General features: G+C 73.1%; 18 protein-coding genes and 1 pseudogene. 6 read left to right on the forward strand and 13 right to left on the reverse strand.

The annotated features are described in order from the left end of the window. The 4 genes and pseudogenes from NCC78_RS12460 to disA form a co-directional block, all read left to right on the forward strand. Window positions 1-210: pseudogene (locus NCC78_RS12460) on the forward strand (UbiA family prenyltransferase); the annotation flags it as partial. A gap of 139 nt (window positions 211-349) precedes the next feature. Beyond that, window positions 350-1099 carry a hypothetical protein gene (locus NCC78_RS12465; RefSeq protein ID WP_250794573.1) on the forward strand — a complete coding sequence of 250 codons (750 nt, stop codon included), beginning with the start codon at window positions 350-352 and terminating at the stop codon, window positions 1097-1099. Between the two features lie 87 nt (window positions 1100-1186). After that, complete coding sequence (gene radA, locus NCC78_RS12470) at window positions 1187-2647, forward strand: DNA repair protein RadA (RefSeq protein ID WP_250794574.1); 1461 nt, start codon at window positions 1187-1189, stop codon at window positions 2645-2647. A 142-nt stretch (window positions 2648-2789) separates the two neighbouring features. Next, complete coding sequence (gene disA / locus NCC78_RS12475; protein WP_250794575.1) at window positions 2790-3971, forward strand: DNA integrity scanning diadenylate cyclase DisA; 1182 nt, start codon at window positions 2790-2792, stop codon at window positions 3969-3971. A gap of 152 nt (window positions 3972-4123) precedes the next feature. On the opposite strand, the gene NCC78_RS12480 is transcribed toward disA, so the two are convergent. From NCC78_RS12480 to NCC78_RS12490, 3 genes are all read right to left on the reverse strand, one after another. Then, on the reverse strand, window positions 4124-4837 hold the full coding sequence (locus NCC78_RS12480; protein ID WP_250794576.1) for a hypothetical protein: 714 nt from the start codon (window positions 4835-4837) through the stop codon (window positions 4124-4126). A 152-nt stretch (window positions 4838-4989) separates the two neighbouring features. After that, window positions 4990-5571, reverse strand: coding sequence for a peptide deformylase (locus tag NCC78_RS12485; protein WP_250794578.1), 582 nt, complete (start codon window positions 5569-5571; stop codon window positions 4990-4992). Next, a complete protein-coding gene (locus NCC78_RS12490) occupies window positions 5568-6080 on the reverse strand; it encodes a glycine cleavage system transcriptional repressor (protein WP_250794579.1) in 513 nt (170 codons plus the stop codon). The genes NCC78_RS12485 and NCC78_RS12490 overlap by 4 nt, the downstream gene beginning before the upstream one ends. Before the next feature lie 143 nt (window positions 6081-6223). On the opposite strand from NCC78_RS12490, the gene NCC78_RS12495 reads away from it, so the two are divergent. Further along, window positions 6224-7123, forward strand: a complete 900-nt coding sequence (locus NCC78_RS12495; RefSeq protein ID WP_250794581.1) for an iron-sulfur binding domain-containing protein — start codon at window positions 6224-6226, stop codon at window positions 7121-7123. A gap of 83 nt (window positions 7124-7206) precedes the next feature. Here NCC78_RS12495 and NCC78_RS12500 read toward each other — a convergent pair whose 3' ends face one another. The 4 genes from NCC78_RS12500 to lysS form a co-directional block, all read right to left on the reverse strand. Continuing rightward, window positions 7207-7863 (reverse strand): C39 family peptidase, encoded by a 657-nt coding sequence (locus tag NCC78_RS12500; protein ID WP_250794593.1) that lies wholly within the window; start codon window positions 7861-7863, stop codon window positions 7207-7209. 813 nt (window positions 7864-8676) lie between these two features. Next, window positions 8677-11208: an ATP-dependent Clp protease ATP-binding subunit gene (locus NCC78_RS12505; RefSeq protein WP_250794595.1), complete on the reverse strand. Its 2532-nt coding sequence runs from the start codon at window positions 11206-11208 to the stop codon at window positions 8677-8679. 508 nt (window positions 11209-11716) lie between these two features. Continuing rightward, window positions 11717-12067 (reverse strand): histone-like nucleoid-structuring protein Lsr2, encoded by a 351-nt coding sequence (locus NCC78_RS12510; protein ID WP_308220903.1) that lies wholly within the window; start codon window positions 12065-12067, stop codon window positions 11717-11719. A gap of 100 nt (window positions 12068-12167) precedes the next feature. Then, window positions 12168-13676 carry a lysine--tRNA ligase gene (gene lysS, locus NCC78_RS12515; RefSeq protein ID WP_250794585.1) on the reverse strand — a complete coding sequence of 503 codons (1509 nt, stop codon included), beginning with the start codon at window positions 13674-13676 and terminating at the stop codon, window positions 12168-12170. Window positions 13677-13768: 92 nt separating this feature from the next. Between lysS and NCC78_RS12520 the strand changes: the two genes are divergently transcribed. After that, window positions 13769-14509 carry a class I SAM-dependent methyltransferase gene (locus tag NCC78_RS12520; RefSeq protein WP_250794587.1) on the forward strand — a complete coding sequence of 247 codons (741 nt, stop codon included), beginning with the start codon at window positions 13769-13771 and terminating at the stop codon, window positions 14507-14509. Between the two features lie 117 nt (window positions 14510-14626). Here NCC78_RS12520 and NCC78_RS12525 read toward each other — a convergent pair whose 3' ends face one another. The 6 genes from NCC78_RS12525 to NCC78_RS12550 all read right to left on the reverse strand — a co-directional run. After that, window positions 14627-15385: a type III pantothenate kinase gene (locus NCC78_RS12525; RefSeq protein ID WP_250794588.1), complete on the reverse strand. Its 759-nt coding sequence runs from the start codon at window positions 15383-15385 to the stop codon at window positions 14627-14629. A 152-nt stretch (window positions 15386-15537) separates the two neighbouring features. Beyond that, complete coding sequence (gene nadC / locus NCC78_RS12530; RefSeq protein WP_250794589.1) at window positions 15538-16434, reverse strand: carboxylating nicotinate-nucleotide diphosphorylase; 897 nt, start codon at window positions 16432-16434, stop codon at window positions 15538-15540. Beyond that, window positions 16431-18125, reverse strand: coding sequence for an L-aspartate oxidase (locus NCC78_RS12535; RefSeq protein WP_250794590.1), 1695 nt, complete (start codon window positions 18123-18125; stop codon window positions 16431-16433). The genes nadC and NCC78_RS12535 overlap by 4 nt, the downstream gene beginning before the upstream one ends. Before the next feature lie 61 nt (window positions 18126-18186). Beyond that, window positions 18187-19086: a septum formation family protein gene (locus NCC78_RS12540; protein WP_250794591.1), complete on the reverse strand. Its 900-nt coding sequence runs from the start codon at window positions 19084-19086 to the stop codon at window positions 18187-18189. Window positions 19087-19253: 167 nt separating this feature from the next. Continuing rightward, entirely contained in the window at window positions 19254-19682 is a 429-nt protein-coding gene (gene panD / locus NCC78_RS12545; RefSeq protein WP_250794592.1) for an aspartate 1-decarboxylase, read from the reverse strand. 27 nt (window positions 19683-19709) lie between these two features. Next, window positions 19710-19892, reverse strand: a 183-nt coding sequence (locus tag NCC78_RS12550; protein WP_504919996.1) for a pantoate--beta-alanine ligase, incomplete at its 5' end; no start/stop codon positions are given.

Below are 19892 nucleotides of genomic sequence, written 5' to 3' on the forward strand. Positions count from 1 at the left end.
ACCGCCACCCTGGTCCTGGGGCCCCCCGGGCCGCCGTCGGGGGTCGGCCTCGCCGCGGTCGCCACCGCCGTCGTGGTGCCGCCGCTGAGCTGGTACGGCGGACGCGCCGCCGTGCGGGCCGGCGGACGGCCGGTGGCCGCGTTCCGCGCGGTGATGCTGGTGGCCCTCATCGACGTCGTCCTGCTGGTCACGAGCGGCCGGGTGGTCTGAGCGCCACCCCGGCAGGTGGCATCCCCGGGTCGGCGTGCGGGGGTGGATCAGGCCCAACTACCCTGGAGCGCGGTCTGCGCGGGCATGGCCATCGGGCCCGGCGTACGCACCGGGTGGGATCGTGACGAGGAGGACCGACGTGACGCGCTCGATCAGGGGTTCCCGGCGGGCGGCCCTGCTGCTGTCCGGGATGGCGGTGACGACCGGGCTGCTGATGTCCGGCTGCGGCACCGGCCAGGCCGCCGAGACCGCCAACAAGGAGCCGTCGGTCCAGGGCGTCAACATCCAGACCGGCGACTTCGCCGTCCGCGGCCTGCTGGTCGAGTTCCCGGGCGTCGACGGCTACAAGGCCGGCGCCAACGCCACGCTCAACGCCGTGATCTACAACGACTCCGAGCAGTCGGTCACCGTGACCGTTACCACCGACAGCGCCCGCGAGGTCGTGATCAGCGGTGCCGGCGCCGACGCTCCCGCCAGCCCGACCGCGTCGGTCTCCCCGAGCCAGTCGCCGCTCGAGTCCCCCTCGGCCAGCCCATCGCCGACCACCTCCGCCCCGGCCAGCCCAGCGGCCTCGGGCAGCCCCGCGGCCCCGGTCAGCGCGTCCGCCCCGGCCCCGCCGGCCGGCCAGCCGGCCCGGATCGAGATCCCGCCGCTGAGCTACGTGCAGCTCAACACCCAGGGCAAGCAGACCCTTCAGCTCGTCGGCCTGAACGAGGCGCTGCGCCCCGGCCAGAACGCCTTCGTGACCTTCGACTTCGGCAACGGCAACACGGTCACCGGCCCCGCGCCGGTCGCCGTGCCGCTCACCCCGGTGGCGCCCCCGTCGGCGATCATCGAGCGTGAGGGCGGCTACGAGGGACAGGAAGAGGGCGGCGAGGGCGGCCACTGACCCGCCCGTACGCGACTGCCGACACCGCCGGCGTGGTGACCACCACGCCGGCGGTGTTTCGTCGTACCAGGGGACTAACGTCCCGGTGTGACCACCTCCCGATCGACCACCCCACGCGCCGGCGGCGCCGGCGGGCGCGGTCGCGCGGCCGCCTCCGCCCGCGAGCCCCGTCCCGCCTACGAGTGCGACGCCTGCGGTCACCAGCCGCCGAAGTGGGTCGGGCGCTGCCCGGAGTGCGGCGAGTGGGGCTCGGTGGTCGAGTCCACGGTCACCGGCCCGACGGTCTCCGGCCGGGTGGTCAGCTCCCGGATGCCGGCCGAGCCGGCCCGGCCCATCGCCACCATCAGCGCCGCGCCCGCCCGGGCCCGGCCGACCGGGGTCAGCGAGCTCGACCGGGTGCTCGGCGGCGGCCTGGTCCCCGGCGCGGTGGTGCTGCTCGCCGGCGAGCCGGGGGTCGGCAAGTCCACCCTGCTGCTCGACGTGGCCCAGCAGTGGGCCGCCGGGGCGGGCAGCCCCTCGCTGGTGGTCAGCGGTGAGGAGTCGGTCAGCCAGGTCCGGCTGCGCGCCGAGCGGATGGGCGCCCTGCACGACCAGCTCTACCTCGCCGCCGAGAGCGACCTCGCCGCGGTGCTCGGCCACCTCGACGCGGTCAAGCCGGGGCTGCTCGTGCTCGACTCGGTGCAGACCATCTCCACCACCGGCACCGAGGGGGTGCAGGGCGGGGTGACGCAGGTCCGGGCGGTCACCGCCGCCCTGGTCTCGGTGGCCAAGGAGCGCGGCATCGCCACCGTGCTGGTCGGTCACGTCACCAAGGACGGCCAGGTCGCCGGCCCCCGGGTGCTGGAGCACCTGGTCGACGTGGTGCTGCACTTCGAGGGCGACAAGCACTCCTCGCTGCGCATGGTGCGCGGCGTCAAGAACCGGTTCGGCGCCGCCGACGAGGTGGGCTGCTTCGAGATGCACGAGGGCGGCATCAGCAGCCTGGCCGATCCGTCCGGGCTCTTCCTGACCCGCTACTCCGAGCCGGTCCCGGGCACCTGCGTGACGGTGGCGATGGAGGGGCGCCGGGCCCTGGTCACCGAGGTGCAGGCGCTGATCGGCGCGACGGTGGCGGGCTCGCCGAGGCGTACGGTCTCGGGGTTGGACTCGGCCCGGCTGGCGATGGTGCTGGCCGTGCTCCAGCGGCGCACCGAGCGACTGACCCTGCACGACCGGGAGGTCTTCGCGGCCACCGTCGGCGGCATCCGGGTGGTGGAGCCCGCGGCCGACCTGGCCGTCGCCCTCGCCGTCGCCTCCGGCGGGCTCAACCTGGCCATCGCGCCACACCTGGTGGCGATCGGCGAGGTCGGCCTGACCGGCGAGGTACGCCGGGTCGGCGCGGTGCCACGGCGGCTGGCCGAGGCGGCCCGGCTGGGGTTCCGGTTCGCCCTGGTGCCCCCCGGCTGCGGGCCCGAGAGCACCGGGGTGACCCCGGAGCACATGCGCGTGACCGAGGTCACGGACGTGCGGTCGGCGCTGCAGGCGGTCGCCCGCGCGTCCGCGGAGTGACCGAAGGTGCCGGATCCGCGGGACCGGCGGGGCGATACCGGACACCCCGGGCGGGCTTCCCGCTCCGTTCGACGGAGGGCATCGTGACACATCACAGTAACCACGACAGCACCCACCGCAGGGCAGTCCGTAGACTGTGCCCGTGCCGATCGACCGCGACACCACCAAGCCTGCCGGCGCGACGCCCCACGCCCGCACCGCTGCCGTGGGCTCGCCCGCCCGTCCGATCAGCGTCAACGTGACCGGGGCCTCCGGCAGCGCCGGCGACCCGCTGCGGGCCAACCTGGCCCTGATGGCACCGGGCACCGCCCTGCGTGACGGCCTGGAGCGGATCCTGCGCGGCCGGACGGGCGCGCTGATCGTCCTCGGCTACGACAAGGTGGTCGAGGGGCTCTGCACCGGCGGGTTCCCGCTCGACGTGGAGTTCTCCGCCACCCGGGTCCGCGAGCTGTGCAAGATGGACGGCGCGGTGGTGCTCTCCAGCGACGGCACCCGGATCGTCCGCGCGGCCGTGCACCTGATGCCCGACCCGAGCATCCCGACCGAGGAGTCCGGCACCCGGCACCGCACCGCCGAGCGGGTCGCCCGGCAGACCGGCTACCCGGTCATTTCGGTCAGCCAGTCGATGCGGATCATCAGCCTCTACGTCAACGGCCAGCGACACGTGCTGGACGACTCGGCGGCGATCCTGTCCCGGGCCAACCAGGCGCTGGCGACCCTGGAGCGCTACAAGCTCCGCCTGGACGAGGTCTCCGGCACCCTCTCCGCCCTGGAGATCGAGGATCTGGTCACCGTGCGGGACGCGGTCGCGGTCGTGCAGCGGCTGGAGATGGTCCGCCGGATCGCCGACGAGATCGCCGGCTACGTGGTCGAGCTCGGCACCGACGGCCGGCTGCTGGCCCTCCAGCTCGACGAGCTGATGGCCGGCGTCGACGCCGACCGCACCCTGGTCATCCGGGACTACCTCCCGGTCGGCCGGAAGTCCCGCACCCTCGACGAGGCGCTGGTCGAGCTGGACCTGCTCGGCGCCACCGAGCTGATCGACCTGGTCGCCGTCGCCAAGGCGATCGGCTACCCGGCGGCCTCCGACGCCCTGGACGCGGCGGTCAGCCCGCGTGGCTTCCGGCTGCTGGCCAAGGTGCCCCGACTGCCGGTGGCGGTGGTCGACCGGCTGGTCGTGCACTTCGGCAGCCTCCAGCGGCTGCTCGGCGCCACGGTGGAGGACCTCCAGACCGTCGAAGGGGTCGGCGACGCCCGCGCCCGGGGCGTGCGGGAGGGGCTCTCCCGGCTGGCGGAGGCGTCCATCCTGGAACGCTACGTCTGACCCGGCCGCCCGCGGGCTCGGGGCGCGTCCGGCCCGTCGTCCCTGTGCACGTCCGACCCGTCGTCCCCTCGGCACGTCGTCCCGGGCACGCCCGTCGACCTTCCGCACGTCCGGCCTCCGGGCGTTCCGTCGCCGGCCACCCGCGCGGTCGCTCAGCCGGTGATGGTGAGCTTCACCGGTTCGCTGAGCTTGGTGCCGACCCGGGCGAAGACCTGGTAGGTCCCCGCCGGCGGGTTGGGGCCGTCCGCGAGCCCGTTCCTGCACCGGCTGGTGTCCCGCCCGTTCCAGCCCACCTGGTAGGCGCGCTCAAAGTTGGGCGTGAAGGACTGCACGTCGGAGCCCTTGCCCGTGCCGCAGGTGTCGGACGACCAGACCTTCTCGGCCCCGGACTTGATGAACAACTCCTGCACGCCCGCGCCGACGTCGCGGCTGCACGTCCGCTCCGACCGGTTCTTGATCTTCAGCTGGAGATCCACCACGGCGCCCCGGACCACCGAGGCGGGCAGCGCCACCGGAGTCACCGTGATCTCGGTGTCCGTGCAGGTGCCGTCGTCGACGGCCGGTACGACGGGAGCCGCCGGCGGCGTGTCGGCAGTGGTCGGCTCGACCGACGAGCCGGCGGCGCCGGGGGCGCCCGGCGACGGCGCACCGGTCTGCGGGGCGAGCACGGACCCGGTGGGCACCGGTGTCGCACCCGAGGACGTCGCACCCGGTGTCGGCTGCGCGTCGCCGGTCGTACCGGGGTTCCGGTCCGAGCCGGAGCAGGAGTAGAGCAGGACAATCAGGAAGAGAAGCCCCGCTCCGAGTACGACGGCGCGACGCCGCCAGTAAATGGCGGGTGCCAGGGGGCCGACCGTCAGACGCATGATGCCCCCACCGTAGCGGCGCATCGCGCGGCAGTCCGCCGCGACGCGCCGAGCCATCGACAGCTCACCGCACCAACCCTCCACACTCGACGGTCACGCCCGCCGACGGTGTCCCCCCGGCGACGCACGGTGCACCCGCGGCGGGCGCTCGGTCAGAGATAAACCTTGCGCTGGTAGATGGCGTGCGCGCCGGCGACCCGGTCCAGGAAGAGCAGCCCCGCGCAGTGGTCGATCTCGTGCTGCAGGGCCCGCGCCTCGAACCCGTCGGTGACCAGCCGGACGGACCTGCCGGTGCCGGGCAGCGCCCCCTCCACCACCAGCCGGCTGGCCCGCTTCACGTCGCCGGTCAGGTCGGGCACCGACATGCACCCCTCCCGGCCCGCCTTCCACCGGCTCGCCTCCACCACCCGGGCGTTGCAGAGCACGAAGGCGCCGTGCACGGTGACCGCCTTCGGATGGCCGGTGACGTCCACCGCGAAGACCTGCGCGCCCACGCCGACCTGGGGGGCGGCCAGGCCCACGCAGCCCGGCGACACCCGCATGGTGGCGATCAGGTCGGCCGCCAGGCGTACGGTCTCCTCGGACGTCGGGTCCACCTCACCGCCGGCCCGGCTGAGCACCGGATTCGGGGCGGACACCACCGGCCGCAGCTCCCCGGGCACGCCCAGCGACTCCGGAGCCCAGCCACCGAGGCCGGCGTACGCCTCGGTGGCTGGGAGCGCGTCGCCGGTCACAGCAGGTCCGGGTCGGCCGGCCGGAGGGACACCTCGACACCCAGGTCGGCGGCGGTCGCCGCCAGCCGCCCGGACAGCTCGTCGGCCGTGCCGCGCGGCAGGTCCACCTCCGCGACCACCACGTAGAGCGAACCGGCCAGCCGGGTACTCAGGTCGGTGACGTTGCCGCCCGCGTCGGCGAGCACCCGGGTCATCGCCGCGACGATGCCCATCCGATCCGCGCCGTGCACCGCCATCACGTACGGCTCGCCGGCACGAGCCGTCTCACCGTCGGGGGTGACCGCGCGTACGGTGGCCAGCAGTTGGCCGTCGGCGGCGAGCGGCGCCAGCGCGGCCTCGACGTCGGCGGCGGCCGGGCCCACACAGATCAGGGTCATCGCGAAGTGCCCCCGCAGCCGGGTCATCGTGCTGTCGGTGAGGTTCGCGCCGAGCCGGGCGAGCACCTCGGCGACGTCGGCCACGATGCCCGGCCGGTCCCGGCCGATGACGGTGATCGCGAGCTCGTTCATCCGGGCATTCTGCCCGATCCGTCCGCCAGCGCCGCAGCGCCCCGCCCGGGTCGCCCAGCCAGCGGGACGGTCGGCGGTGCCGGTCGCGGCGCGGACGCCCGCGCCGCGTCGCCGTCGCGCCGCGTGACATCATCGGCGACGCGATGTCTGAGCCCACTTTCGCCACCCTGGTCAGCCGGTGGTACGAGGAGAACGCCCGCGACCTGCCGTGGCGCAAGCCCGATGTGGGCGCGTGGGCGATCCTGGTCAGCGAGGTCATGCTCCAGCAGACCCCGGTGGTACGGGTGCTGCCCGCCTGGGAGGCGTGGCTGGCCCGCTGGCCGGATCCGGCCGCGCTGGCGGCGGACAGCCCGGCCGAGGCCATCCGGATGTGGGGGCGGCTCGGCTACCCCCGACGGGCGGTACGGCTGCGCGACTGCGCGGTGGCGATCGTGGAGCGGCACGGCGGCCAGGTTCCGGACCGGCTGGACCACCTGCTGGCCCTGCCGGGCGTCGGGACGTACACCGCCCGGGCGGTGGCCGCGTTCGCGTACGGGCAGCGGCACCCCGTGGTGGACACCAACGTGCGCCGGGTGGTCTGCCGGGCGGTGGCCGGCGAACCCGACGCGGGCCCGGCGACGCGACCGGCCGACCTGGTGGCCACCGAGGAACTGCTCCCCGTCGAGCCGGCCGCCGCCGCGCTGGCCAGTGCGGCCTTCATGGAACTCGGTGCGATCGTCTGCACGGCCCGGTCGCCGCGCTGCGGAGCGTGCCCGGTGGAGGCGGTCTGCGCCTGGCGGGCGTCCGGGCAGGCGGCGCCGGCCGGCCCGACCCGCCGCCCCCAGCGCTACGCCGGCACCGACCGGCAGGTACGCGGTCTGCTGCTCGGCGTGCTCCGGGAGGCGACCGGCCCGGTCCCGCACCAGCGGCTCGACCAGGTGTGGACCGACGACGTCCAACGCTCCCGGGCACTGGCCGGGCTGGTGCAGGACGGCCTGGTGGAGCCGGTCGGCGAGTCGTCGTTCCGCCTCGTCGGCGACGGCCCACCGGTCCCGGTCCGCTGAGGCCACGCCGCACCGCTGGCGACCGGTATGCGCAAGGGCCGGCCCCCTGATGGGGGCCGGCCCTTGTGGTTTGTCGGGTTGGGTCAGGCGGAGTAGCCGCGGGTGGCGATCCAGTCGGCCATGGCCTCGGTGGTCATCCAGTAGGAGGCCTGGTCGGGGTTGGCCGAGTCGGCGATCTTGACGGTGTCGCCGTTGTCGCGGTAGCCCACGACGCTGAGGTAGTGCCCGCCCTCGAAGGAGTGGGTACCACCGTCGGTGTCGGTGGCCGTGCCGGCGATGTTCGCGACCACGGCGCGGCCGGAGTCGACTGCCTTCACGACGTCCTCGCGCAGCTTGTCGGTCTGGGCGTCATCGGCGCGCGGGGCGCTGATCTCGATGGTGCGGTAGGTGCCCTCACGGGTCTGCTTGTTCAACGCCCGGGTGATGTCGACCGCGGAGTCGGTGCCGGCTTCGGTGGTGCCCATCTGCCGGGCCAGGTCGTCCTGGCTGAGGTCCTTGTCCAGCGCGGTCAGCGCGTTGCGGGTCGCGGCGGGGCCACAGTAGAAGAAGTTCGGCTGGGCCTCGTAGCGGATGTTCAGCTCCCGCTCGCCGCCGGCCTTGCGGTCGGCGCTCACCGAGGTCGCCTTGACGGCGTTCGGGGCGGGGGCGGCCATGGCGGTCGCGGGGCCGGCGAGCGCACCACCGACGAACGCGGCACCAACAGCGGTCAGAGCGGCCTTACGGATCAGAGCAGTCATGATGGCAGCGCCTTTCCGTTCGGGGGATACAGCACCCACACCGGGGGGACGGGGTGCTGGCAGGAAGATCAACAGGAAGCCGGGCGGGGACGCCCACGGCAACTCCCGGGGGGATGCAACCAGGCCGGCCCGCCGATCATTCCAGCGGCCACGACCTGCGATCCGGGGGATGCAACCGGGCCGGCCGATCATTCCGACGGCCACGACCCGGTGGTCCGGGGGATGTAACCAGGCCGGCCCGCCGATCATTCCGACGGCTACGGCCTGCGGTCCGAGGGATGTAACGACTGTGGGTGGGCTGGCATTCCGACCGGCTCAGCCAGCCGGGCCCATCCACCGGCCCGGAGCGACCCCCGCTCGGGGCCACGCCTACGACGGTTACAACGACCGAGGTCGACGGCCCATGCCCGCCGGGGCGGTGGCCCCGACCACCACAGACGGACACAGACCGGACAGGCGCGCCTTCCGACGCATGACGGACGTGCGGCACTCCGCAAACCGGTCTCACCCCCCGCGACTCGGACACCGCCGACAGATCCCGCAACCTAGACCCAGACGGGCCGCCGGACACCCGACAGGGCGCAACGCGCCGCGACCCGCCCAAGAGCAGGCGGCACGCCCCTGCGCGCGCCCGACCCCGCCCATCAGAAGGTGTCACGGCCCTACGCGGCCCGACCGCGAGTAACAGGACCCGGCAGGCCCTGCGCGCGCCCGACCCCGTCCAGGAGAAGGTGGCACGGCCCTGGGCGTACGGAAAAGGCGGCGGCCCGGTGACTGGTGCCACCGGGCCGCCGCCCTTCGTGCCGTGCTGGTGCCTTACTCGTCCGCGCCCGCGGCGGCGGTGCCGCCGAGGTCGGCCGGAACGGCGTCCGGCACGACGGCCGGTCGATCCGCACCCCGGAAGACGAGCTTGGACTTGTCGACGTTGTTCGGGTCGCCCTCGCAGTCCACCACCACGATCTGACCCGGGGTCAGCTCGTTGAAGAGAATCCGCTCGGAGAGGTTGTCCTCGATGTCGCGCTGGATCGTGCGACGCAGCGGACGCGCGCCCAGCACCGGGTCGAAGCCCTTGACCGCCAGGTACTTCTTGGCGTTGTCGGTGAGCTCCAGGCCCATGTCCTTGTTGCGCAGCTGGCCCTCGATCCGCTGGATCATGATGTCCACGATCGAGAGGATCTCGTTCTGGCGCAGCTGGTGGAAGACGATGGTGTCGTCGATCCGGTTGAGGAACTCAGGCCGGAAGTGCTGCTTGAGCTCGTCGTTGACCTTCTGCTTCATCCGGTCGTAGGTGGACTCGGAGTCCTCCGACTGCTGGAAGCCCAGCGACACCGCCTTGGCCACGTCCCTGGTGCCCAGGTTGGTGGTCAGGATGATGACCGTGTTCTTGAAGTCCACGATCCGGCCCTGACCGTCGGTGAGCCGACCGTCCTCCAGGATCTGGAGCAGCGTGTTGAACACGTCCGGGTGGGCCTTCTCGATCTCGTCGAAGAGGACCACCGAGAACGGCCGACGCCGCACCTTCTCGGTCAGCTGCCCGCCCTCGTCGTAGCCGACGTAGCCGGGAGGGGCACCAACCAGCCGGGAGACCGTGTAGCGGTCGTGGAACTCGGACATGTCCAGCTGGATGAGGGCGTCCTCGCTGCCGAACAGGAACTCGGCGAGCGCCTTGGAGAGCTCGGTCTTACCCACGCCGGACGGGCCGGCGAAGATGAACGAGCCGGACGGACGCTTCGGGTCCTTCAGGCCGGCCCGGGTACGCCGGATCGCCTTCGAGACCGCCTTGACCGCGTCCTCCTGGCCGATGACGCGCTTGTGCAGCTCGTCCTCCATGCGCAGCAGGCGCGAGGTCTCCTCCTCGGTCAGCTTGTAGACCGGGATGCCGGTCCAGTTGCCGAGCACCTCGGCGATCTGCTCGTCGTCGACCTCGCTGACGACGTCCAGGTCACCGGCCTTCCACTCCTTCTCCCGCTGCGCCTTCTGGCCGAGGAGCTGCTTCTCCTTGTCGCGCAGCTGGGCGGCGCGCTCGAAGTCCTGCGCGTCGATCGCGGACTCCTTGTCGCGGCGCACCTGGGCGATGCGCTCGTCGAAGTCGCGCAGGTCTGGCGGCGCGGTCATCCGACGGATCCGCATCCGGGCACCGGCCTCGTCGATCAGGTCGATCGCCTTGTCCGGCAGGAAGCGGTCGGAGATGTACCGGTCGGCCAGCGTCGCGGCGGCGACGAGAGCGGCGTCGGTGATCGAGACCCGGTGGTGCGCCTCGTAGCGGTCGCGCAGGCCCTTGAGGATCTCGATGGTGTGGGCCAGCGACGGCTCACCCACCTGGATCGGCTGGAAGCGGCGCTCGAGAGCGGCGTCCTTCTCCAGGTGCTTGCGGTACTCGTCGAGGGTGGTTGCGCCGATGGTCTGCAGCTCGCCACGGGCCAGCATCGGCTTGAGGATGCTCGCCGCGTCGATCGCGCCCTCGGCGGCACCCGCACCCACCAGGGTGTGGATCTCGTCGATGAACAGGATGATGTCGCCGCGGGTGCGGATCTCCTTGAGCACCTTCTTGAGGCGCTCCTCGAAGTCACCGCGGTAGCGGGAACCGGCGACCAGGGCGCCGAGGTCGAGGGTGTAGAGCTGCTTGTCCTTCAGCGTCTCGGGCACCTCGCCCTTGATGATCTTCTGGGACAGCCCCTCCACCACGGCGGTCTTGCCGACGCCGGGCTCACCGATCAGAACCGGGTTGTTCTTGGTACGGCGGGAGAGCACCTGCATGACCCGCTCGATTTCCTTCTCGCGCCCGATGACCGGGTCGAGCTTGCCCTCGCGGGCGGCCTGGGTCAGGTTGCGGCCGAACTGGTCCAGCACGAGGCTGGTGGACGGCGCGGCCTCGCCCGGCGCGGCGCCCGCCGCGGCCGGCTCCTTGCCCTGGTAGCCGGAGAGGAGCTGGATCACCTGCTGGCGGACCCGGTTGAGGTCGGCGCCGAGCTTGACCAGCACCTGGGCGGCGACGCCCTCACCCTCACGGATCAGACCGAGCAGGATGTGCTCCGTGCCGATGTAGTTGTGGCCGAGCTGCAGCGCCTCACGCAGCGACAGCTCCAGCACCTTCTTGGCCCGCGGCGTGAACGGGATGTGCCCGCTCGGCGCCTGCTGACCCTGGCCGATGATCTCCTCGACCTGCTGCCGCACACCCTCCAGGGAGATGCCGAGGCTCTCCAGAGCCTTGGCGGCGACGCCCTCACCCTCGTGGATCAGGCCCAGCAGGATGTGCTCCGTACCGATGTAGTTGTGGTTGAGCATCCGGGCCTCTTCTTGGGCCAGGACGACAACCCGTCGCGCTCGGTCGGTGAACCGCTCGAACATGCCCTCGTGCTCCTCACGTGCCGTGCGCACTCGATCTTGATGGTCAAGAAGTCGTGGCGGGGCCGGTGCGCGGACGTCCGGGACGGGCGTCCGTGCCTCCTTACTCTATCGCCGCGGACCGACTCCGCTGAGGTCGTGTGTCCCCGTGGGAAGCCGTGTACGCGTCGTTTTGCACAACCGTCCGCGCTCAGGAGGTGTTCCGGTACCCCCGCCTGTACGCGCAGAGCGAAATCCGACCGCCTCCCGAGCGCCCTCCGGGGGCCCGCAACGGGGCCGGGACGGGGCCGGGACGGGGCCGGGACGGGGCCGGGACGGGGCCGGGACGGCCGGGATCCGGACCGCCCGGGGAGTCGTCCACAGGTTGTGGACAGAATCTCCACCGCCTGTGGACAACGCCCGCCGACCCGGAATTCTTCCGGCTCGGACGCGGCCCCGGGCGGATATGCGGCGACGCCGGCCCGGAGTCGTGCTCCGGCCCGGCGTCGGTGTCGCCCGTCTGGCGTCGGTGTCAGTGACCGGCCTTCGAGTGGTACTCCTCGACGATCTCCTGCGGGATCCGGCCCCGGTCGGAGATGTCCTTGCCGGCCTTCTTGGCCCAGGCCCGGATCGCCTTGTTCTGCTCCCGGTCGGCGGTGGCACCACCCCGACCGCGGGCGGCCCGGCCGCCGACGACCACGCCGCCCCGACCCACCTTGCTGCCGTGGGCGACGTACGGAGCGAATACCTCGCGCAATTTCTCGGCGTTCGAGCTCGACAGGTCGATCTCGTACTGAACGCCGTCGAGCGCGAACTTGACGGTCTCGTCAGCGTCCCCGCCGTCCAGGTCATCGACCAGCTTATGAATGATCTGCTTGGCCACGTCCCACATTCCTTTCGAGCAGGGTGCTCCTGCAAACTGAGAGCACAATAACCCGCGCGACGCTCGCCGCGTCAATGGGATGGGTGACGAGCGGTGGCGGCTACTCGGGCCGGACCAGGGGGAAGAGGATGGTTTCCCGAATTCCGAGGCCGGTCAGGGCCATCAAGAGCCGGTCGATTCCCATTCCCATACCCCCGGCGGGTGGCATTCCGTACTCCATCGCCCGGAGAAAGTCCTCGTCGAGGCGCATGGCCTCGTCGTCGCCGCGGGCGGCGAGCTGCGCCTGGGCCATCAGCCGCTCCCGCTGCACCACCGGGTCCACCAGCTCCGAGTACGCGGTCCCCAGCTCGAAGCCGAGCACGTAGAGGTCCCACTTCTCGGCCAGCCCGGGCTCGCTGCGGTGCGCCCTGGTCAGGGGGCTGGTCTCCTCCGGGTAGTCACGGACGAAGGTGGGCGCCTGCAGACCGGGGACGACCAGTTCCTCGAACAGTTCCTCGGCCAGCTTGCCCGACCCCCACTTCGGGTCGACGGACAATCCGACCTTGTCGGCGTACTCCACGAGGCGGGCGTGCTCGGTGCGTACCGTGACTTCCTCGCCGAGCGCCTCGGAAAGCACCCCGAAGAGGGTCACCGAACGCCACTCACCGCCCAGATCGAACTCCTGGCCGTCGGCGTGGGTCACCACCGTCGAGCCGCTGACCGCGATCGCGGCCTGCTGCACCAGATTGCGGGTCAGCTCGGCCATCGTGTCGTAGTCGCCGTACGCCTGGTAAGCCTCGAGCATCGCGAACTCCGGGGAGTGCGACGAGTCGATGCCCTCATTACGGAAGTTGCGGTTGATCTCGAAGACCCGGTCCACGCCACCTACCACGGCCCGCTTGAGAAACAGTTCCGGCGCGATTCGCAGATACAGGTCGGTGCTCAACGCATTGCTGTGGGTCACGAATGGCCGGGCCGCCGCGCCACCGTGCAGCAACTGCAGCATCGGGGTCTCCACCTCGATGAAGTCCCGCTCGTGCAGCGAATCCCGCAGGCTCCGGACGGTCGCGGCGCGGGTACGCACCATCTGGCGCGCCTGCGGCCGCACGATCAGGTCGACGTAGCGCTGCCGGACCCGGGCCTCCTCGCTCAGCGGCTTGTGCGCCACCGGCAGCGGGCGCAGCGCCTTGGCGGTGACCGCCCACTCCTCGGCCAGCACGGAGAGCTCGCCGCGGCGGCTGGTGATCACCTCGCCGGTCACCCCGACGTGGTCGCCGAGGTCGACCAGGCGCTTCCAGTCCTCCAGCCGCTCGGCGCCGACCCGGTCCAGGGAGAGCATCGCCTGCAACTCGGTGCCGTCACCGTCGCGCAGGGTGGCGAAGCAGAGCTTGCCGGTGTTCCGGACGAAGATCACCCGTCCGGTGACCGACGTCCGGTCGCCGGTGGCGGTGTCGGTGGGCAGCTCGGCGTAGCGCTCGCGGATCTCGGCCAGCGTGCTGGTCCGGTGGAATCCGACCGGGTACGGCTCGACGCCCTCGGCGAGCATCCGGTCCCGCTTCTCCCGGCGGACCTTCATCTGCTCGGGAAGGTCGTCGGCGGGGTCCACTGGCACGGGGGTCTGCTCGGTCACGGCACGCTTCCTCAAAGAAGGAGATATCGGCGGGGTCAGCCCCCGAGCGTACTCAAGGGCCCACGTGTCGTTCACCGGATAACCTGCCCGCCATGACCGACCCCACTCACGCCCTCTCCTTCGGGGCCGCGGCGGCCGACTACGACCGGTTCCGACCCCGCTATCCGGTACCGGCGGTCCGCTGGGCGCTGGACGGGGTGGAGACCGCCGCCCGCGTCGTCGACCTGGGCGCCGGCACCGGCATCCTCACCCGCGCGGTGCTCGCCCTCGGCCACGAGGTGCTGCCGGTGGAGCCCGACCCCGGGATGCGGGCGCAGTTGGACGCCGCCACCCCGGGCGTCACGGCCCTGGCCGGCAGCGCCGAGTCGCTGCCGCTGCCGGACGGCGCGGCCGACGCGGTGCTCGTGGGGCAGGCGTACCACTGGTTCGACAAGGAGCGCGCGCACGCCGAAATCGCCCGGGTGCTCCGCCCGGGCGGGACGTTCGCCCCCATCTGGAACACCCGGGACGAGAGCGTCGGATGGGTGGCCCGGCTGAGCCGGATCGCCGACCTGCGGGACACCGCCGGCAACCTGGTCGAGAAGACCACCGACTTCGGGCCGGCCTTCGGCCCGGTGGAGCTGGCCGAGTTCGCGCACCGGACCACGCTCTCACCCGAGGAGGTGATCGGGATGCTGCACACCCGCTCGTACTGGCTCACCGCGGGGCCGGCCGAGCGGGAGCGGGTCGACCGGGAACTGCGGGAGCTGTTCGCCACCCACCCGGACCTGGCCGGGCGGGAGACCGTCGAGCTGCCGTACAAGACGCTGGTGTTCCGGGCCCGACGGCGCTGAACCACCGGGGTTTCACGGCCCGGCGGCGGAGGGATCGAGCCTGACCGCCCGGAGCCGGTCGGGCTGCCCGGAAACCACGCCGCGCCCGACTGCCAGCGCCCGGGGACCGACGCCGGGTCAGAGGTTGCGCTCGTAGACCATCCGCAGGCCGATCAGGGTGATCATCGGCTCGTGGTGGGTGATCGTGCGGCACTCGTTGATCACCAGGGAGGCCAGCCCGCCGGTGGCGATCACCGCCTTCACCTCGCCCAGCTCCTCGGTCATCCGCTCGACGATCCGGTCCACCTGCCCGGCGAAGCCGAAGTAGAGGCCCGACTGGAGACACTCGACGGTGTTCTTGCCGATCACCGAGCGGGGCTTGGTCGCCTCCACCTTCCGCAGCTGGGCCGCGCGGGCGGCGAGCGCGTCGAAGGAGATCTCGATGCCGGGGGCGAAGGCGCCGCCGAGGAACTCACCCCGGCCGCTGATCACGTCGAAGTTGGTGGTGGTGCCGAAGTCGACCACGATCGACGGCCCGCCGTAGAGGGTGTACGCCGCCAGGGTGTTCACCACCCGGTCGGCGCCGACCTCCTTGGGGTTGTCGATCGCCAGCTGCACACCGGTGCGCACCCCGGGCTCGACGATCACACTCGGCAGATCCGCGTAGTAGCGGGACAGCATGGTGCGCAGCGAGCGCAGCGCGGCCGGCACCGTGGAGCAGGCCGCCACCCCGGTGATCTCGACCGCGTCACCGGCGAGCAGGCCCCGGAACATCAGGCCGAGCTCGTCCGCCGTCGACCGCGCATCGGTCTTGATCCGCCAGGAGTGCACCAGCTTGTCGCCGTCGAAGGTCGCCAGCACGGTGTTGGTGTTTCCGATGTCGATGCAGAGCAGCACGCACGCAGCCTAGACAACGGCGGGTCGGCCGGGCGCGGCACGGCGTGGCGACCGACGCCCGACAGGGTGTGGCCTGCCGCGACCGGGGGTGGGATCGCCGTCGGCCGGAAGGACCGGGACGCGCGCCCACCTCTGCCGGCCGCGGCGGCGGGTCACCGCGTGCGCAGGTCCAGCGCGATGTCCAGGATCGGCGAGGAGTGGGTCAGCGCGCCCACCGAGAGGAAGTCCACGCCCGTCGCGCCGTACTCGGCGGCCACCGGCAGGGTCAGCCCACCGGTCGCCTCCAGCTCGGCCCGGTCCCCCACCGCCGCGACCACCTCGCGCAGCTGCGCCGGGGTCATGTTGTCCAGCAGCAGGAAGTCCGCGCCGGCCTCCACCGCCTCCACCGCCTCGGCGACCGTGTCCACCTCGACCTGCACCGGCACGTCCGGGAAGGTCTCCCGGACCCGGCGGAAGGCGGCCGTGATGCCACCGGCGGCGAGCTTGTGGTTGTCCTTGATCATCGCGACGTCGTGCAGCCCCATCCGCTTGTTGGTGCCCCCACCGGCGCGCACCGCGTACTTCTCCAGAACACGCAGGCCCGGGGTGGTCTTGCGGGTGTCGAGCACCATCGCCTTCGTGCCGGCCAGCGCGTCCGCCCAGGCGCGGGTGTGGGTGGCCACCCCGGACATCCGGCAGAGCAGGTTGAGCGCCGTGCGCTCGGCGGTCAGCAGCAGGCGGGTCGGGCCGGTCACCGTGGCCAGCACGTCGCCGCGCGCCACCCGCGCGCCGTCGCGGGCCACCACCGACACCTCGACCGTACGACCGGCACCGGTCACCTCGCCGACCAGCTCGAAGACGGCCGCCGCCACGGCCAGCCCGGCCACCACCCCGTCGGCGCGGGCCACCAGGTCGGCGGTGTCGGTCTGCCCGGCCGGGATGGTGGCGACGCTGGTGACGTCGAGGAAGTCGGGGCCCAGGTCCTCGGTGAGGGCGTCCTCGACGACCCGTCGTACCTGCGCCGGGTCCAGGCCGGCGTCCCGCAACGCCCGCTCCGTCGACTCCCTCATCGCGACTCCTCCCACGTCTGCGTCAACCGGCCCTGCGCCCCGACCGCCCCGAGCAGGTGGCCGTGCCACCGCTCGTCGGCCGTCGGGAAGTCCTCCCGCCAGTGGCAACCCCGGGTCTCCCGGCGGGCGTACGCGGCGGCGACCAGGGTCGACGCCACGGTGATCAGGTTCGTCGCCTCCCAGTCGGCCGTACGCGGCCGACCCCGGGCCTCGCCGAGCCCGGTCAACGTGCCGGCGGTCCCGGCGAGCGTCTCCGCCGAGCGGAGCACACCGGCACCCCGGGTCATCGCCCGTTGCAGGGGCGGCGTCACCTCGGCCGGAACCAACCAGCCCGCGCCGCCGACCCAGGCACCGGTGGGCGCCGGCCTGGCCTGCTCGGGCAGGCCGGTGGCGATCTCCTCGGCGATCCGTCGGGAGAAGACCAGCCCCTCCAGCAGGCTGTTGCTGGCGAGCCGGTTGGCGCCGTGCACGCCGGTGCAGGCGGCCTCGCCGCAGGCGTACAGGCCGGGGATGGTGGTGCGCCCGTGCAGGTCGGTGCGGACGCCGCCGGAGGCGTAGTGGGCGGCCGGCGCGACGGGGATCAGGTCGGTCGCCGGGTCGACCCCGATGGCCAGGCAGGAGGCGACGATGGTCGGGAAGCGTCCGGCCAGGAAGTCGCCGCCCAGGTGGCGGGCGTCGAGGAAGACGTGGTCCGCGCCGGTGTCCAGCAGCACCCGGTGGATGCCCTTGGCCACCACGTCGCGGGGCGCCAGCTCGGCCAGCTCATGCTGCCCGACCATGAAGCGCTTGCCGTCGGCGTCGACCAGGTGGGCGCCCTCGCCGCGCAGCGCCTCGGAGACCAGCGGCTGCTGGGCGTGCCCCGCGCCGGGCACCCGGGCGTGCTCGGGCACGATCAGCGCGGTCGGGTGGAACTGGACGAACTCGATGTCGGTGACCGCCGCGCCGGCGCGCATCGCCAGCGCCACGCCGTCACCCGTCGAGACCGCCGGATTGGTGGTGGCCGCGAAGACCTGCCCCATCCCGCCGGTGGCCAGCACGACCGCCCGGGCCAGGATGGCGCCCACGCCGTCCTCGCTGCCCTCGCCGAGCACGTGCAGGGTGATGCCGCAGGCCGGGCCGAGCCCGCCCGGACCGTCGCCGGGCGCGCGGAGCAGGTCCAGCACCAGGGCGTGCTCGACCAGCCGGATCCACGGGTCGCGGCGGACCGCGTCGTGCAGGGCGCGCTGCACCTCCGCGCCGGTGGCGTCGCCGCCGGCGTGCACGATCCGGTCCGCCCGGTGTCCGCCCTCCCGGGTGAGCATCAGCGAGCCGTCCGGGTTGCGGTCGAACTCGGCCCCGATCCGCATCAGCTCGCGCAGCCGGGTGGGGCCCTCCTCGACCAGGACCCGGACGGCCGCCGGGTCGCAGAGCCCGACCCCGGCGATCTCGGTGTCCGAGGCGTGCGCGGCCGGGGTGTCGTGCGGGTCCAGCACGGCGGCGATGCCGCCCTGCGCCCAGCGGGTGGAACCCTCGTCGATGTTGACCTTGGTGACCACCGTGACGTGCAGCCCCGCCTCGCGCAGGTGCAGCGCGGCGGTCAGCCCGGCCACCCCGGAGCCGACCACGATCACGTCGGTGGTCTCCACCCAGCCGGGCGCGGGAGCGGCCAGCAGCGGGGGCAGGGCCGGCAGGTCGACGGTCGGAAGGTCCATGCCCCCAGTCAACCCGAAGGTCCCTCGCTCAGGGCGGCGGGGGCGGGACGAGTGGTTTCGGCTACCGCGTCCGGACGGGCAGCGCGGCGGGCCCGGCACCCCTCAGCGAGCCGGTCACCGCACGGTCGTCGAGCCACAGGTAGCAGCGCACCCCCCGGTCACCGACCCGCCACCGCCCCGCGCCGGGCGGCCGGACCACCACCCCGCTGCGGAAGCGCAGGTTCGCGTCGTCGGGTACGCCGACGTAGCGGCCGAGCACCGAACGGCAGCCGGCGTAGAGCGGGGCCCAGTCGGCGGCCCGGGTGGGGTACGGGCGGTCGGGCGCCCGCCACACCCCGACGAACTCCGCGTCGTGGCGGGTGACGCAGTCCACCGGAAGCAGCGTCTGCACGGCTCCGGCGCCCCGGCCGGAGCGGGTCTGTTGGCAGCCCAGCCGCAGCGGCGACGGCGCCTTGAGCGCGTCGGCGAGGCTGCCGGCACGGGTGACCACCGTGGCGGCGGCCTCGACGGTGCTCACCTCGGTCAGGTCGCAGCGGTACCAGCGGGAGCCGGCCGCCCAGCCGGGCCCGGACGGCAGCGCCACCGCCAGCCGGAGCCGGCCGGCCCGCCAGTCGTCCCCGACGTGACCGGTGGCCCGGGTGTCGCAGTCGGCGAACGCGCCACGCAGCTCCGCCGAGCCGCCCGGCGGCGGAGTGGCCCGCTCGGCCGGGAAGGCGCCCACGTGCACGCTCTCCACCCGGTGCGGCACCGCGCAGTCCACCGGCTGGTACGCGGCCAACGTCACCACGTCGGCGAAGTCGGCGATCTGACAGACCCCGGCGGCCGGGGCGAACGGGCCCGGCGCCGGCAGGGCGGCCCAGTCGTCCACCAGGTCGCCGTCGGTCGCGGCGGTGCCGGCACAGCCGACCAGCAGCGCTCCCGTGGCCACAGCCGCGATCAGAGCTCTCCACGCACGGCGCATGACGCGGCCTCCCCAGCCAGCGACCGTCCTCACGACGGCGTGATCAGGGTAACCAACAATGACCTTCCGGTGACAGACCGAAAGTGCGTACGCCCGCGACCGCGCGGACGACCGGGGCGGGCCGGCCCGGGTGCGGTGCGAGATCGCCGAGGACCGGCGGGGACGGATCAGGCGGAGGCGGCGGCCAGGGGGTTGGGGACCGGGTCGCCGGCGGTGCCCGGGGCGGCGGTGGCGGGGTCGGCCGTCAGGTCCACCACCCGGTTGTCGGCGTCGACGTGCACCACTCGGGGGCGGTACGCGCGGGCCTCGGCGTCGTCCATCTGCCCGTACGAGATCAGGATGACCAGGTCACCGGGGTGCACCAGGTGGGCGGCGGCGCCGTTGATGCCGATCACGCCGCTGCCCCGCTCGCCCGGGATCACGTACGTCTCCAGCCGCGCCCCGTTGGTGATGTCCACGATCGCCACCTGCTCGCCGGGGAGCAGGTCGGCGGCGTCGAGCAGATCCTGGTCCACGGTCACCGAGCCGACATAGTGCAGGTCGGCCTGGGTCACCGTGGCCCGGTGGATCTTCGACTTCAGCATGGTCCGGAACATCGTGCGCCTCTCAGCAGGTGGTGGGGTTCAGGGGGTCGGCGCGAGCCGGATCGCCGTGTTGTCGATCAGCCGGGTGGTGCCGACCCAGGCGGCGATCAGCAGCCGCGCCGGGCCGGAGACCGGGCCGGGCTCCAGGTCCGGGTCGGTGAGCACCAGGTAGTCGAGGCGCGCGCCGGGCGTACCGGCGCCGAAGGCGGCGTGCGCGGCGGC

Origin of the sequence: Micromonospora phytophila, from assembly GCF_023656545.1 — a bacterium.
Lineage (GTDB): Bacteria > Actinomycetota > Actinomycetes > Mycobacteriales > Micromonosporaceae > Micromonospora > Micromonospora phytophila.